The following is a 14,724-nucleotide window of genomic DNA, read 5'->3' as shown; positions in this document are numbered from 1 at the left end:
TCAGCCCAGCTCAACCCCATTGTCAGTCCCCCGGTGCAGGATGGACGCATGGCCAGCAATGCACACCGAGCCCTGGACGGCTTCTCCCCCGCCACCCGCGGCTGGTTCACGGGCGCCTTCGACGCGCCCACCGCGGCCCAGGCAGGCGCATGGCAGGCCATCCGCGAGGGCTCGGACGTCCTCGTCGTCGCCCCCACCGGCTCCGGCAAAACCCTGGCCGCCTTCCTCGCCGCCCTCGACCAGCTCGCCTCGACACCCCCACCCGCCGACCCCAAGAAGCGCTGCCGCGTCCTGTACGTCTCCCCGCTCAAGGCCCTCGCGGTGGACGTCGAGCGCAACCTCCGCAGCCCCCTGACCGGCATCCGCCAGGAATCCGTACGCCTCGGCCAGCCCGAGCCCGAGGTAAAAGTCGGCATCCGCTCGGGCGACACCCCTCCAGCCGAGCGCCGCGCCCTGTCCACCCGCCCCCCGGACATCCTGATCACCACCCCCGAGTCCCTGTTCCTCATGCTGACCTCGGCCACCCGAGACGCACTGACCGGCATCGAGACGGTGATCCTGGACGAGGTGCACGCGGTCGCGGGCACCAAGCGCGGCGCCCACCTCGCCCTCACCCTGGAGCGCCTGGACGAACTCCTCCCGAAGCCGGCCCGCCGCATCGGCCTCTCCGCGACCGTCCGCCCGGTCGACGAGGTCGCCCGCTACCTCTCCCCCCGCCGCAAGGTGGAGATCGTCCAGCCGAAGTCGGGCAAGGAGTTCGACCTCTCGGTGGTGGTCCCCGTCGAGGACCTCGGCGAACTCGGCGGCTCCCCCGTGGCCGACGGCAACGAAGGCGCGGAACGCCCGTCGATCTGGCCGCACGTCGAGGAGCGCATCACCGACCTCGTCCAGGCCCACCGTTCCACGATCGTCTTCGCGAACTCCCGCCGCCTGGCGGAGCGCCTGTGCAACCGCCTGAACGAGATCGCATACGAGCGCGCAACGGGCGAGCCTCTGGACGAACACCACGCCCCCGCCGAGCTGATGGGCGGCTCGGGCGCCGCCCAGGGCGCGCCCCCGGTCATCGCCCGCGCCCACCACGGCTCGGTCTCCAAGGAACAGCGCGCGCTCGTCGAGGAGGACCTCAAGGCGGGCCGTCTCCCCGCCGTCGTGGCCACCTCCAGCCTCGAACTGGGCATCGACATGGGCGCGGTGGACCTGGTCGTCCAGGTCGAGTCCCCGCCCTCCGTGGCCTCCGGCCTCCAACGAGTGGGCCGCGCCGGACACCAGGTGGGCGCGGTCTCCACCGGCGTGGTCTTCCCGAAGTACCGGGGCGACCTCGTCCAGGCGGCCGTGGTCACCGAGCGCATGCGCACAGGGTCCATCGAATCCCTGCGCGTCCCGGCCAACCCCCTGGACGTCCTGGCCCAGCAACTCGTCGCCATGACGGCAATGGACACCTGGCAGCTCGACGACCTCCTGGCCACCGTCCGCCGAGCCGCCCCGTTCGCCTCCCTCCCCGAATCGGCCTTCACAGCGGTCCTCGACATGCTCGCCGGCCGCTACCCTTCCGACGCCTTCGCGGAACTGCGCCCCCGCGTGGTGTGGGACCGAGTCGCGGGCACCATCACCGGCCGCCCCGGAGCACAGCGCCTCGCCGTCACCTCCGGTGGCACGATCCCCGACCGCGGCCTGTTCGGGGTCTTCCTCGCGGGCTCCGACCCCAAGAAGGGCGGCGGCCGGGTCGGCGAACTCGACGAGGAGATGGTCTACGAGTCCCGGGTCGGCGACGTCTTCACGCTCGGCACCAGCTCCTGGCGCATCGAGGACATCACCCGCGACCGCGTCCTGGTCTCCCCCGCCCCCGGCGTCCCCGGCAGGCTCCCCTTCTGGAAGGGCGACCAGCTGGGCCGCCCGCTCGAACTGGGCCGCGCGGTGGGCGCGTTCCTGCGCGAGGTCGGCTCGCTCACCAAGGAGGACGCCCGTCTGCGCCTGCTCGCCGCGGGTCTGGACGCCTGGGCCGCGGACAACGTCCTGTCCTACCTGGACGAACAGCGCGAGGCCTGCGGCCACATCCCCGACGACCGCACCATCGTCGTGGAGCGCTTCCGGGACGAGCTCGGCGACTGGCGGGTCGTCGTGCACTCCCCCTTCGGCGCCCAGGTGCACGCCCCGTGGGCCCTGGCGCTCGGCGCCCGCCTGTCCGAGCGCTACGGCATGGACGCGCAGGTCATGCACGCCGACGACGGCATCGTCCTGCGCCTGCCCGACGCCGACCTGATGAGCCTCGAACTGCTCGACCAGGAACCGGCGAAGATCGGCACGGAGTACGACGCGGACCAGGCCCCCGTCGGAGCGGCCGACGTCGTCTTCGACAAGGGCGACGTCGACCAGATCGTCACCGACCAGGTGGGCGGCTCGGCCCTGTTCGCCTCCCGCTTCCGCGAGTGCGCGGCCCGCGCCCTGCTGCTGCCGCGCCGCAACCCCGGCAAGCGCACCCCCCTGTGGCAGCAGCGCCAGCGCGCGGCCCAACTGCTTCAGGTGGCCAGTGAGTTCGGCTCGTTCCCGATCGTCCTGGAGGCGGTCCGCGAATGCCTCCAGGACGTCTTCGACGTCCCCGGGCTCACCGAGCTTATGGGCGACCTGGAGTCCCGCAAGGTACGCCTGGTCGAGGTCACCACCCCCGAGCCGTCCCCCTTCGCCCGCTCGCTCCTGTTCGGATACGTCGCCCAGTTCCTGTACGAGGGCGACTCCCCGCTCGCCGAACGCCGCGCCGCCGCTCTCTCCCTCGACTCCCGGCTGCTGGCCGAACTGCTCGGCCAGGCGGAGCTGCGCGAACTGCTCGACGCCGAGGTGCTCACCGAGCTGGAGCGGGAGCTCCAGTGGCTCAGCGAGGACCGCCGCGTCAAGGACCCCGAGGGTGTCGCGGACATCCTGCGCCTGCTCGGCCCGCTCACCGACGCCGAGCTGGCCGAGCGGGGCGCCGAACCGCAGTGGGCCCAGGAGCTGGCCGCCGCCCGCCGCACCATCCGGGTCCGCATCGCCGGCGCCGACCACTGGGCGGCGATCGAGGATGCCGGCCGCCTGCGCGACGCCCTCGGCACCGCGCTGCCGGTCGGCGTCCCGGAGGCCTTCACGGAGCCGGTGAAGGACCCCCTGGGCGACCTCCTCGCGCGCTACGCCCGCACCCACGGCCCGTTCACGTCGGTCGCGGCGGCGGCCCGCTTCGGCCTCGGTGTCGCGGTCACCGAAGGGGCCCTCCAGCGGCTCGCCGCGACGGGAAGGGTCGTACAGGGCGAGTTCCATCCGGCCGGCATCGGCCAGGAGTGGTGCGACGCGGCCGTCCTGCGCCGGCTGCGCCGCCGCTCCCTGGCCGCCCTGCGCCACGAACTCGAACCCGTCTCCCCTGCCGCCCTCGCCCAGTTCCTCCCCCAGTGGCAGCACATCGGCAAGGGCCACGGACTGCGCGGTATCGACGGACTCGTGCGCGCCGTAGAGCAGTTGCAGGGCGCCTCGGTACCCGCCTCCGCCCTGGAGAAGCTCGTCCTGCCGTCCCGCGTCGCGAACTACACGCCCGCCATGCTCGACGAGCTGACCGCGGCCGGAGAGGTGGTGTGGGCCGGAGCAGGCGCCCTCCCCGGCAAGGACGGCTGGGTCTCCCTCTACATGGCGGACGCGGCTCCCCTGCTGCTGCCCCCGCCCCACCCCCTGGAGCTGACGGCGCTCCACCAGTCCGTCCTGGACGCGCTGTCCGGCGGCTACGGCCTGTTCTTCCGGCAGATCGCCGACCAGGTCCGCGCCACCACGCACCCGGACGTCACCGACCCCCAACTCGCCGACACCATCTGGGACCTGGCCTGGTCGGGCCGGCTGACGAACGACACGCTGGCCCCCATGCGCTCCCTGCTCGGCTCGGGCCGCACCGCAGGCTCCACGGCCCACCGCGCCAAGCGCACCGTCCCGCGCGGGCGCTACGGCTCCCTCACGGCCGCCGCCCGCTCCGCGTCCCGCACGGGCCCGCCGACGGTCGCCGGCCGCTGGTCCCTGCTCCCGGCCCACGAGGCCGACCCCACCGTCCGCGCCCACGCCCTGGCCCGCACCCTCCTCGACCGGCACGGCGTGGTGACGCGGGGAGCGGTCGCCGCGGAGGGCGTCGAGGGCGGCTTCTCGGCGACGTACCGCATCCTGTCCGTGTTCGAGGAGAGCGGCCAGGCCCGGCGCGGCTACGTGGTGGAGGGGCTGGGCGCCGCCCAGTTCGCGATGGACGGCGCGGTGGACCGCCTGCGCGCGGTGGCGAACGCCCGGGACCGCGGCGAGAGCCTCCCGGGCCCGGCCCCCGCCTCCTCCGACGACCCCTTCGCGAACACCGGGGTCTTCGACCCCTTCGACCCGGCCGAAGCCTGGGACACCCCCCACATCCCCGCCAGGCCGGACGAGTACGTCTCCCCCCGCGACTACGCCCACCCCGTCGGCCACCGGCCGCGCCCCGCCCCCGACTCCCGTGCCGTGGTCCTCGCCGCCGCCGACCCGGCGAACGCGTACGGCGCCGCCCTGGCCTGGCCCGAGCCCCCGACCGGCGCCGGGCACAAGCCGGGCCGCAAGGCGGGTTCGCTGGTGGTCCTGGTCGACGGCGAACTGACCCTCTACATGGAGCGCGGCGGCAAGACCCTGCTGGCCTGGCCCACCGCCCCGGACGACACCCCCGCCGACGACCCCCGCCTGGGGGCAGCCGCGGATGCGCTCGCCGCGGCGGCCCGCGCAGGCTCGCTCGGCACCGTCACGGTCGAGCGCGTCAACGGCACCTCGGCCCTGACCTCCCCCATCGGTGCCCTCCTGGAAGGAGCAGGCTTCATCGCCACTCCCCGCGGCCTACGCCTCCGCGCCTGACCCGCCCCCCGCGGTGGAAGCCCCGTGCCACCCTTGACCCATGCCCGAAGGAGACACGGTCTGGCAGGCCGCGCAGCGTCTGCACGGCGCCCTCGCCGGCGAGGTGCTGACCCGCAGCGACCTGAGGGTGCCCAAGCTGGCCACGGCCGACCTCACGGGCCGCACGGTCCTCGACGTCACCCCGCGCGGCAAGCACCTCCTCACCCGCGTAGAGGGCGGCCTGACCCTGCACTCCCACCTCGGCATGGACGGCGCCTGGAAGGTCTACGGCACCCGTCAGCGCTGGAGCGGCGGCCCCACCCACCAGATCCGCGCCGTCCTCGCCACGGCCGACCGCACCGCCGTCGGCTACCGTCTCCCGGTCCTCGAACTGCTCCGCACCACCGACGAGTCCCGGGCCGTCGGCCACCTCGGCCCCGACCTCCTGGGCCCGGACTGGGATCCCGAACTGGCCCTCGCGAACGTGCTGAAGGACCCCGCCCGCCCCCTCGGCGAGGCCCTCCTCGACCAGCGCAACCTCGCCGGCATCGGCAACATCTACAAGAGCGAGCTCTGCTTCCTGCTCGGCGTCACCCCCTGGCTCCCGGCCGGCGCACTCCCGGCCGACCGCGCCGCGAAACTCCCCGTGCTCGCCAAGAAGCTCCTGGAGGCCAATCGCGACCGCCCGGTCCGCAGCACCACGGGCCGCCGCGGCCAGGACCTGTTCGTCTACGGCCGCGCGCCCCGCCCCTGCCTGCGCTGCCACACCCCGATCCGCTCCGCCGACCAGGGCGACGGCTCCCGCGAGCGCCCCACCTACTGGTGCCCCACGTGCCAGTCCGGTCCGGCCCCGACCCCCGGCCCCGCACGCAAGAACCCACGCCGCCCGACTAATTGACGTCCCGTCAGAAACCCTCGTACCGTCCCCCCATGGCCGTCAGCGCGTACGACCTCACCGGACGCACCGCATTCGTCACGGGCGCCGCGAGCGGCATCGGCCGCGCCTCGGCCGTCCTCCTCGCCGAGGCGGGCGCCACCGTGCACTGCGCGGACCGCGACGCGCAGGGCCTGCACGAGACGGCGACCCTGATCAAGGACCGCGGCGGCACCGCCCGCACCCACCCCCTCGACGTCACGGACCGCACCCAGCTCAAACAGGCGGTCGAAAGCTGCGGAACCCTGGACGTGATGGCCGCCGTCGCCGGGATCATGCACAGCAGCCCCGTCCTGGAGACCAGCGACGAGGACCTCGACCGCGTCCTGAACGTCAACTTCAAGGGCGTGCTCTACGCCTGCCAGGAGGCCGCCCGCCTGATGCTCGCCCGGCACGTCAGGGGCAGCATCATCACCATGGCCTCGGGCGCCGTGGACACCGGCGGCCCCGGCCTGCTCTGCTACGGCGCGGCCAAGGCGGCGGTCGTCCAGCTGACGAAGACCCTGGCCGCCGAGGTCGGCCGCCACGGCATCCGCGTCAACGCGGTCGCGCCGGGCTGGATCCGCACCCCCATGACCGACCGCCACGGCGAGACCCAGGCGCGCACCGAGGCGCTCATGGCCCGGATGTCGCCGCTGGGCCGGGTCGGCGAACCGGAGGACGTCGCCCACGCCGTACTGCACCTGGCCTGCGACGCGTCGGCCTTCACGACGGGTCAGATCCTGCGTCCGAACGGCGGTGTGGCGATGCCGTGGTGACCCCGGCCGCCCGCCAGGCCCGAGCCCAGCGCCCGGCGGCCAGGGCACCCGCCGCCCGCGCCTTGGGCACACAGTGCACCGGCAGCAGACTCAGCCCCCAGCCGCCGGCCGCGACCGCCCCCTCCAGCACTCCGGCGTCCGGCGCCACCGCGAGCCGCAGCACGGCCCACCACCACAGCGCCCCGAGCCCGAGAGCAGCCCCCCAGCGCACTATCCGCCCCGCCATGGCCCGCCTCCTCCAGCCCGATGAGCCCGATGCTGGTCCGCCGCCCTCGGCCACCGGGAGGGCGCACCGGCGGCACACGGAAGCAGACCGTCCGGTGCCCTCGCCGTGTGTCAGCCGTTCTCGGCCCGGAACATCCAGTGATGCTTCTCCAGGTCCGCCGTGATCCCGATGAAGAGGTCCTGGCTGACCGGATCGGCCTCCCCGGTAGCCTGCACGCGCTCGCGCATCCGGACGATCACCGCTCCGAGCGCGTTCACGAGCGTGCCGACCGCGTCCGTGTCCTTGACCCAGCCGTCGGCAACCGCCCCGATGCCGCTGCCGGCGGCCACCGTCGCGGCGCGCCCGTCGGGCGGGACACCCAGCGCCGAGGCCCGCTCGGCCACCGTGTCGGAGTGCATCCGCGCGGTGTCCACGACCTCGTCGAGCTGGAGATGGACGGAACGGAAGCGCGGCCCGACCACGTTCCAGTGGATCTGCTTCGCCACCAGGGCGAGGTCCACCAGGTCGACCAGCGCGCCTTGCAGCGCCTCGGACACGGTCTTCAGGTCGGCGTCGGACAACGGGCTCTTCACGACGTACATCCACATGCTCCGATCGCTGTGCTCGGCCCCGAGTCCCACGCCCTCCACGATGCACGAAAGCCCCGGCCGTCGCCTCTCCAGTTCGCCTGGAGAAACCCCGGCCGGGGCTTCGCACACTTCCTCAGCGCATGGTCAGTTCATGCGCCGTCGCACGTGAAGCTCACGCGGCGACCACGTCCACGGCCTCCGCGGGCGCCTTGATGGTCACCCGTTCCGGTGGCACACCGGTCACCGAGACGGAACCCAGCATCGGACGGACCGACGTGGGCACGGGCTCGCTGGGTGTGGCCGCAGCAGACTGGGCCAGCTCCGCGAGGGCGAGCTCGTCGCTCACTTCCCGCATGAGCTCGGACATCCGTACGTCCAGCGCGTCGCAGATGGCGGCGAGCAGCTCGGAGGATGCCTCCTTCTGCCCCCGCTCCACCTCGGAGAGATAGCCGAGTGAGACTCGGGCGGACGAGGAGACTTCGCGCAGAGTACGGCCCTGGCGCTGGCGCTGCCGACGCAGCACGTCACCCAACAGGCGACGGAGCAGAATCATCGGTGGCTCCCTCCTCGGACCGCGTAGCCGCATCCTTCACGCCCCACCGTACCGCCTTGCGCCGCGGCCGTGCGGGGAGCGATGTCGTGTTCACTCAGGGCTGCAAACATCAAAACCCCCCGTTCTGTTCCGTATCCTGTGCCCGCTCATTCCCGGTCTGTTCGCCCGCAAGCTCCTGAAGAAGCAGTGCGAGTACGCTCCGTACACTCTCCATACGAATTTCCGCCCGGTCGCCGTTCAACCGCAGCGAGGCCACTTTCCCGCCACTGAAGGCCGCGGAATCCGCTGTGCGGGGCCCGTCGACGGCCACGAAAACCGTCCCCACGGGCTGCCCGTCCTGCTTCTCGGGCCCCGCGACGCCGGTCGTCGCGATGCCCCAGTCGGCGCTCAGAGCCTTGCGGACGCCGGCCGCCATCTGGGCTGCGACCTGCGGATCCACCGCTCCTCGCTGCGCCAGCAGGGTGGCGTCGACACCGAGCAGTTCGTGCTTGAGTTCGGTGGCGTAGGCGGTCACCGAACCCCGGAAGGCCTTGGAGGCCCCGGGGGTCGCTGTGATCTCCGCCGCAACCAGGCCACCGGTGAGCGACTCGGCGACGGCGACGGTCTCGCCCCTCACCGTCAGTAGTCGCACCACGTCGGCGGCCACGGAACTCACGCTTCCGTCTCCTCCAACGCTGCCTTGCGCTCGGCGATTCCCTGCCTGCGCAGCACAATGGCCTGTCTTACATAGTCGAGCCCGGTGACCACGGTCAGGACGACCGCCGCAGCCATCACCCACCACCTCAGAGTGGCCAGCCACCCCGTCAGCGCCAGGATGTACATCCCGACGGCCACGCCCTGGGTGAGGGTCTTGAGCTTGCCGCCCCGGCTCGCCGGGATGACGCCGTACCGGATGACAAGAAAACGCAGCAGCGTGATCCCGAGTTCCCGGCCGAGGATCACGGCCGTCACCCACCACGGCAGATCGCCGAGCGCCGACAGACAGATCAGCGCCGCACCCATGATCGCCTTGTCGGCGATGGGGTCGGCGATCTTCCCGAAGTCGGTGACGAGGTTGTACGTGCGGGCCAGATGCCCGTCGAACAGGTCGGTGATCATGGCGATGGCGAAGGCCGCCCAGGCGAGCGAACGCCACGCCGGGTCGTATCCGCCGTCGGCCAGCATCAGCGCGACGAACGCGGGCACCAGCAGCAGCCGGAGCATGGTCAGCAGGTTGGCGATGTTCCAGACGCTGGCCTGGTTGACGGCCGCCGCCGCGATCTTCCCGCCCCGGGCGGGCTTCGCGCCCCCGGGTTCGCCGGAGGCCGAGCCCGCCGGTGTCGCCTTGGAGGAGCCGCCCGCGGCGGAGGCCGGGACTCCGGTCATCTGCCCGCCTCCTCGCTCCGTGCGAGCATGCCCTGCAACGGCTCGGCCACCAGGTCGACACCCTCCGTGCCGACCACCTTCGCCTCGACCATACGACCGACATCGAGGCCTTCGCCGCTCGTGAGCAGCACCTGGCCGTCCGTCTCCGGCGCCTGGTGCGCCCCACGGCCGTACACACCGTCCTCGTCGATCGACTCCACGAGGACGTGCACGGTCTCGCCCAGGCGCTCCTCGGCCCGCTGCGAGACAAGCTCCTCGGCGAGCCGCGAGACCCGCGCCAGCCGCTCGGCGACGACGTCCTCGTCGAGCTTGTTCTCGTACGTCGCCGCTTCCGTGCCCTCCTCGTCGGAGTAGCCGAAGACACCGATGGCGTCCAGCCGCGCGCCATTGAGGAAACGCTCCAGCTCGGCCAGGTCGGCCTCGCTCTCACCGGGGAAGCCCACGATGAAGTTGGAGCGCACACCCGCCTGGGGGGCCTTGCTCCGGATGGTGTCGAGCAACTCCAGGAAGCGGTCGGTGTCGCCGAAGCGGCGCATCGCACGCAGCACGCCCGGGGCGGAGTGCTGGAAGGAGAGGTCGAAGTACGGGGTGACCTTGGGGGTCGAGGTCAGTACGTCGATGAGGCCGGGCCGCATCTCGGCCGGCTGGAGGTAGCTGACGCGCACCCGCTCAAGGCCGTCGACGTCGGCGAGCTCGGGCAGCAGTGACTCCAGCAGGCGGATGTCGCCCAGGTCCTTGCCGTAGGAGGTGTTGTTCTCGGAGACCAGCATGATCTCCTTGACGCCCTGCTCGGCCAGCCAGCGGGCCTCGTTGAGCACGTCCGAGGGGCGGCGCGAGATGAAGGAGCCGCGGAAGGACGGGATGGCGCAGAAGGAGCAGCGCCGGTCGCAGCCGGAGGCGAGCTTGACCGAGGCGACCGGGGCGCCGTCGAGCCGGCGGCGCAGAGGCGCGCGGGGGCCCGAGGCGGGCGCGAGGCCGTCGGGGAGGTCCGCCGGGCCGTGCCCGGGCAGCGCGACCTCGGCGGCCGACTCCTGCCGCTCGGCCGGGCTGATCGGCAGCAGCTTGCGCCGGTCGCGCGGGGTGTGCGAGGCGTGGATGCCGCCGTTCAGGATGGTCTGCAGGCGGTCGGAGATGTCGGCGTAGTCGTCGAAGCCGAGCACGCCGTCGGCCTCGGGGAGGGCCTCGGCGAGGTCCTTGCCGTACCGCTCGGCCATGCAGCCCACCGCCACGACGGCCTGGGTTCTGCCGTGCCCCTTGAGATCGTTCGCCTCCAGGAGGGCGTCGACGGAGTCCTTCTTGGCGGCGTCGACGAAGCCGCAGGTGTTGACGACCGCGACATCCGCTTGTGCGGCGTCCTCCACGAGGTCCCAGCCGTCCGCCTCCAAGCGGCCTGCGAGCTCCTCCGAGTCCACCTCGTTGCGGGCGCAGCCAAGAGTGACGAGTGCGACGGTACGGCGTTCAGGCATGGGCTCAAGACTACTTTGTCTGACTGACACCCCACGTCGACGGGGTTGGCCGATCTTGGCCAACCCCGTACGCACATGCACCCTCTCAGCCGACCTGAGGGTCGCCCTTCGTATACGTCAGGCGCTCCACCGCGCCCGGCTGCCAGTCGTCGTCGATCTTCTTGCCGTTGACATACAGCTGGATCGCGCCGGCGTCGCCGAGGACGAGGTTGATCTTCTCGCTGTCCTGGAAGGTCTTGGATTCGCCCTGCTGGAGCAGGCCGTCGAAGAGCAGCCGGCCGTTGTGGTCCTTGGCGGAGATCCAGCTCTTGCCGTCGGGGGCGCTGACCTGGACGGTCACCTTGTCCTGGGGCGCGGCGGCGATGGCGCTGTCGGACGGCTCCGCCTTGGGGTCCTCGGGCTTCTCGGTCTTCGGCTTGGTCGTGGCGGACTTGTCGGTCGAGGGCGTGGAGCCCTCGGCGACCTGCGTCTTGCCGCCCTCGTCGTCACCCTTGAAGGCGGTGAACCCGACGAAGCCGATCACGGCGACGATCGCGGCGACCATGGCCGCGGTCCAGTTCGGCCCGCGCCGCTCCGGACGGATGCGTTCCGCCTCGAACAGCGGGGCCGCGGGGGTCGGCGCCGGGCGCCCGCCGTGGTCCGCGTCGTACTGGGCGAGCAGCGGGGCCGGATCGAGGCCCACGGCCTTGGCCAGGGTCCGGATGTGCCCTCGGGCATAGACGTCCCCGCCGCAGGGAGCGAAGTCGTCCGCCTCGATGGCATGCACGATGGCGATGCGGACCCGGGTGGCGTTGCTGACGTCGTCGACGGTCAGCCCGGCGGCGATACGCGCCTGCTGCAGCGCACGGCCGACGGAGAGGTGGGCTTCCTCGGAAACGTCTTCGAACGGACGCTCGTCTTCAGGGGAGTTGCCGATGGACACGGGGGCGCCTTTCGAGCGTGTAGCCACCTGTGCTGGAGGTTCAGTTTAGGGGGGGTGCGAAAGGGTGGGGCAACCGGGCGGTGGGACTTTGTACGCCATCGGTATGGCCGGACACACCGATGGCGGGGCACGAGCTTTTCGCTTCCCTCAACTTGACGTACGCCGAAGGGAAACGGTTGCTCAATGATCCCTTACGGGTGAGTCACGATCGAACACGGGTGGCCCCACCTCGCGCGGGCTCTCCTCAAGCCTCCCCGCGGATCACCGCAAGCACTCCGTCCAGCTCGTCAGCCTTCACAAGAACATCACGAGCCTTGGATCCCTCGCTCGGTCCGACGATCCCCCGGGACTCCATCAGGTCCATCAGGCGCCCCGCCTTCGCGAACCCGACCCGCAGCTTCCGCTGGAGCATGGAGGTCGACCCGAACTGCGTGGAGACCACCAGTTCGGCCGCCTGGCACAGCAGATCCAGGTCGTCGCCGATCTCCTCGTCGATCTCCTTCTTCTGCTTCGTCCCCACGACGACGTCGTCCCGGAAGATCGGCGCCATCTGGTCCTTGCAGTGCTGGACGACCGTTGCGACCTCGTCCTCGGTCACGAAGGCGCCCTGCATACGGGTGGGCTTGTTGGCCCCCATCGGCAGGAACAGCCCGTCGCCCTTGCCGATCAGCTTCTCGGCACCCGGCTGGTCGAGGATGACCCGCGAGTCGGCGAGCGAGGAGGTGGCGAAGGCGAGCCGCGAGGGCACGTTCGCCTTGATCAGACCGGTGACGACGTCGACCGAGGGCCGCTGCGTGGCGAGCACCAGGTGGATACCGGCCGCGCGCGCGAGCTGCGTGATGCGCACGATCGCGTCCTCGACGTCCCGGGGCGCGACCATCATCAGGTCGGCGAGCTCGTCGACGATCACCAGCAGGTACGGATACGGCTGGAGCTCGCGCTCGCTGCCCTCCGGCGCCTTCACCTTGCCGTCCCTTATGGCCTGGTTGAAGTCGTCGATGTGCCGGTAGCCGTACGCCGCCAGGTCGTCGTAGCGCAGGTCCATCTCGCGTACGACCCACTGGAGCGCCTCGGCGGCCCGCTTGGGGTTGGTGATGATCGGCGTGATCAGGTGCGGGATGCCCTCGTAGGCGGTCAGCTCGACCCGCTTGGGGTCGACGAGGACCATGCGGACGTCCTCGGGGGTCGCCCGGACCATGATCGACGTGATCAGGCAGTTGATGCACGAGGACTTACCCGACCCCGTGGCTCCGGCCACCAGGACATGCGGCATCTTCGCGAGGTTGGCCATCACATAGCCGCCCTCGACGTCCTTGCCGAGCGCCACCAGCATCGGATGGTCGTCCTCGGCAGCCGCGGCGAGGCGCAACACGTCACCGACGTTGACCATCTCCCGGTCGGTGTTCGGGATCTCGATGCCGACCGCGGACTTGCCGGGAATCGGCGAGATGATCCGCACGTCGGGGCTGGCGACGGCGTACGCGATGTTCTTGGTCAGCGCGGTGATCCGCTCGACCTTCACGGCCGGCCCGAGCTCGACCTCGTAGCGCGTGACCGTCGGCCCGCGCGTGAAGCCGGTGACAGCGGCGTCGACCTTGAACTCGGTGAAGACGTTGGTGAGCGAGGCGACGACGGCGTCGTTGGCGGCACTGCGCGCCTTGCCGGGCCCCCCGCGCGCGAGGAGGTCGAGCGAGGGCAGCGAGTAGGTGATGTCGCCGGACAGCTGGAGCTGCTCCGCGCGCGCGGGCAGGTCGCCGGGGGCTTCGGGCGCGGGCTTGGTGAGGTCCGCGACCTCGACCTTGAGCCTCTCCTGCTTGGGGCGCGCGGCCGGGACGGGGGTCGGCGTCGGGGTGGTCTCCTCACGGTCCCCCACGCTCACGCCCTGGGTGAGGTCGGCGACGATCGGCGAGGGCGGCATCCCGTGCAGCACGGCACCGTCGAGCGCGGCAGCGGCGGCCGCGGCGACGTCCACAGCGTCCATGGGACGGTGCATCTCGGGCTGCGGCACAGCGGAGCGCCTCGGGCGCCCACGACGCCGCGAGAGGGCCTCCTGCTCGGCGCCGTCCGGGTCGTACGCCTCGGGCGCCGCCCCCCTCCGACGACCGCGCGCGGGCAGCGCCTCACGCCACTGGTCGTCGTACCGCTCGTCGTCGTCGCTGAACTCCTCCGCCTCCAGGTCCTGGACGATCCCGAGCTTCACCCCGAGCAGCCGCAGCCGCTGCGGGATGGCGTTGACCGGGGTGGCCGTGACGACCAACAGCCCGAAGACCGTGAGCAGCACCAGCAGGGGCACGGCGAGGACCTCGCCCATGGTGTACGTCAGCGGAGTCGCCGCGCTCCAGCCGATGAGCCCGCCGGCGTCCCTTATGGCCTGCATGCCGTCGCTGCGGGCGGGCGAGCCGCAGGCGATGTGGACCTGGCCGAGGACACCGATCACGAGCGCGGACAGGCCGATCACGATCCGGCCGTTGGCGTCGGGCTTCTCCGGGTGCCGGATGAACCGTACGGCGATCACCGCGAGCAGGATCGGCACGAGCAGGTCGAGGCGGCCGAAGGCGCCGGTCACCAGCATCTCGACCAGGTCGCCGACGGGACCGCGCAGGTTCGACCAGGTGCCGGCGGCGACGATCAGCGCGAGAGCGAGCAGCAGCAGCGCGACGCCGTCCTTGCGGTGTGCCGGGTCGAGGTTCTTGGCGCCCTGCCCTATGCCGCGGAACACGGCGCCGACGGCGTGCGCCAGCCCGAGCCAGACGGCGCGGACAAGACGGTAGACGCCGCCGGTGGGGTTCGGGGCGGGCTTGGGCGGCGGCGCGGACTTCTTCGCCGCGGTCTTCTTGGCGGGCGCCTTCTTGGCCGGGGCCTTTTTCGCAGCGGCCTTCTTCGCCGGAGCCGCCGCCTTCTTCGCGGGCTGCTTCTTGGCAGCGGAGGGACGTGAGGCCATAGGTGTGAGATTACCGTCGGAGACGACAGCGGACACGTGTGCCCACTGCTTCACCCGTTCGTGTCGCCATTACGGCGGCACCGAACTGACGGAGTGTCCGTTCCGCCGCCGGGGCGGGCGGCGGCCCAACAGACCTTCCCCGGAC

Annotated in this window: 11 protein-coding genes; 3 read left to right on the top strand and 8 right to left on the bottom strand. The window is 72.0% G+C overall.

All coding sequences use genetic code 11. The features are described 5' to 3' along the window. Positions 1-48 precede the first annotated feature (48 nt). Genes AB0Q90_RS40330 through AB0Q90_RS40320 form a run of 3 tightly spaced genes read left to right on the top strand, consistent with a single transcriptional unit; the run spans position 49 to position 6,537 of the window. Positions 49-4,866, top strand: coding sequence for an ATP-dependent helicase (locus AB0Q90_RS40330; RefSeq protein WP_363165361.1), 4,818 nt, complete (start codon positions 49-51; stop codon positions 4,864-4,866). Positions 4,867-4,906: 40 nt separating this feature from the next. Further along, positions 4,907-5,743, top strand: coding sequence for a DNA-formamidopyrimidine glycosylase family protein (locus AB0Q90_RS40325; RefSeq protein ID WP_363165360.1), 837 nt, complete (start codon positions 4,907-4,909; stop codon positions 5,741-5,743). A gap of 32 nt (positions 5,744-5,775) precedes the next feature. After that, the gene (locus tag AB0Q90_RS40320; protein ID WP_363165359.1) at positions 5,776-6,537 is read left to right on the top strand and encodes an SDR family NAD(P)-dependent oxidoreductase; all 762 of its coding nucleotides are present in this window, start codon (positions 5,776-5,778) and stop codon (positions 6,535-6,537) included. Here AB0Q90_RS40320 and AB0Q90_RS40315 read toward each other — a convergent pair. From AB0Q90_RS40315 to AB0Q90_RS40280, 8 genes are all read right to left on the bottom strand, one after another. After that, positions 6,485-6,763 (bottom strand): hypothetical protein, encoded by a 279-nt coding sequence (locus AB0Q90_RS40315; RefSeq protein WP_363165358.1) that lies wholly within the window; start codon positions 6,761-6,763, stop codon positions 6,485-6,487. The two genes, AB0Q90_RS40320 and AB0Q90_RS40315, sit on opposite strands and share 53 nt — an antisense overlap. Positions 6,764-6,873: 110 nt before the next feature. Then, positions 6,874-7,344: a DNA starvation/stationary phase protection protein gene (locus AB0Q90_RS40310; protein WP_363165402.1), complete on the bottom strand. Its 471-nt coding sequence runs from the start codon at positions 7,342-7,344 to the stop codon at positions 6,874-6,876. 160 nt (positions 7,345-7,504) lie between these two features. Next, positions 7,505-7,885 (bottom strand): helix-turn-helix transcriptional regulator, encoded by a 381-nt coding sequence (locus AB0Q90_RS40305; RefSeq protein ID WP_110631461.1) that lies wholly within the window; start codon positions 7,883-7,885, stop codon positions 7,505-7,507. Positions 7,886-7,994: 109 nt separating this feature from the next. Next, positions 7,995-8,540, bottom strand: a complete 546-nt coding sequence (locus AB0Q90_RS40300) for a CinA family protein (RefSeq protein ID WP_363165357.1) — start codon at positions 8,538-8,540, stop codon at positions 7,995-7,997. Continuing rightward, entirely contained in the window at positions 8,537-9,250 is a 714-nt protein-coding gene (gene pgsA, locus AB0Q90_RS40295; protein WP_363165356.1) for a CDP-diacylglycerol--glycerol-3-phosphate 3-phosphatidyltransferase, read from the bottom strand. The genes AB0Q90_RS40300 and pgsA overlap by 4 nt, the downstream gene beginning before the upstream one ends. Beyond that, complete coding sequence (gene rimO / locus AB0Q90_RS40290) at positions 9,247-10,716, bottom strand: 30S ribosomal protein S12 methylthiotransferase RimO (protein ID WP_363165355.1); 1,470 nt, start codon at positions 10,714-10,716, stop codon at positions 9,247-9,249. Before rimO ends, pgsA begins: the two co-directional genes overlap by 4 nt. An 85-nt stretch (positions 10,717-10,801) precedes the next feature. Then, complete coding sequence (locus tag AB0Q90_RS40285; protein WP_363165354.1) at positions 10,802-11,638, bottom strand: RodZ domain-containing protein; 837 nt, start codon at positions 11,636-11,638, stop codon at positions 10,802-10,804. 244 nt (positions 11,639-11,882) lie between these two features. After that, positions 11,883-14,579 (bottom strand): DNA translocase FtsK, encoded by a 2,697-nt coding sequence (locus tag AB0Q90_RS40280; RefSeq protein ID WP_363165353.1) that lies wholly within the window; start codon positions 14,577-14,579, stop codon positions 11,883-11,885. Between the last annotated feature and the right edge of the window lie 145 nt (positions 14,580-14,724).

This window comes from Streptomyces sp. NPDC079141 (assembly GCF_040686775.1).
GTDB lineage: Bacteria > Actinomycetota > Actinomycetes > Streptomycetales > Streptomycetaceae > Streptomyces.
This window is presented reverse-complemented; position numbering and strand designations above follow the sequence as displayed.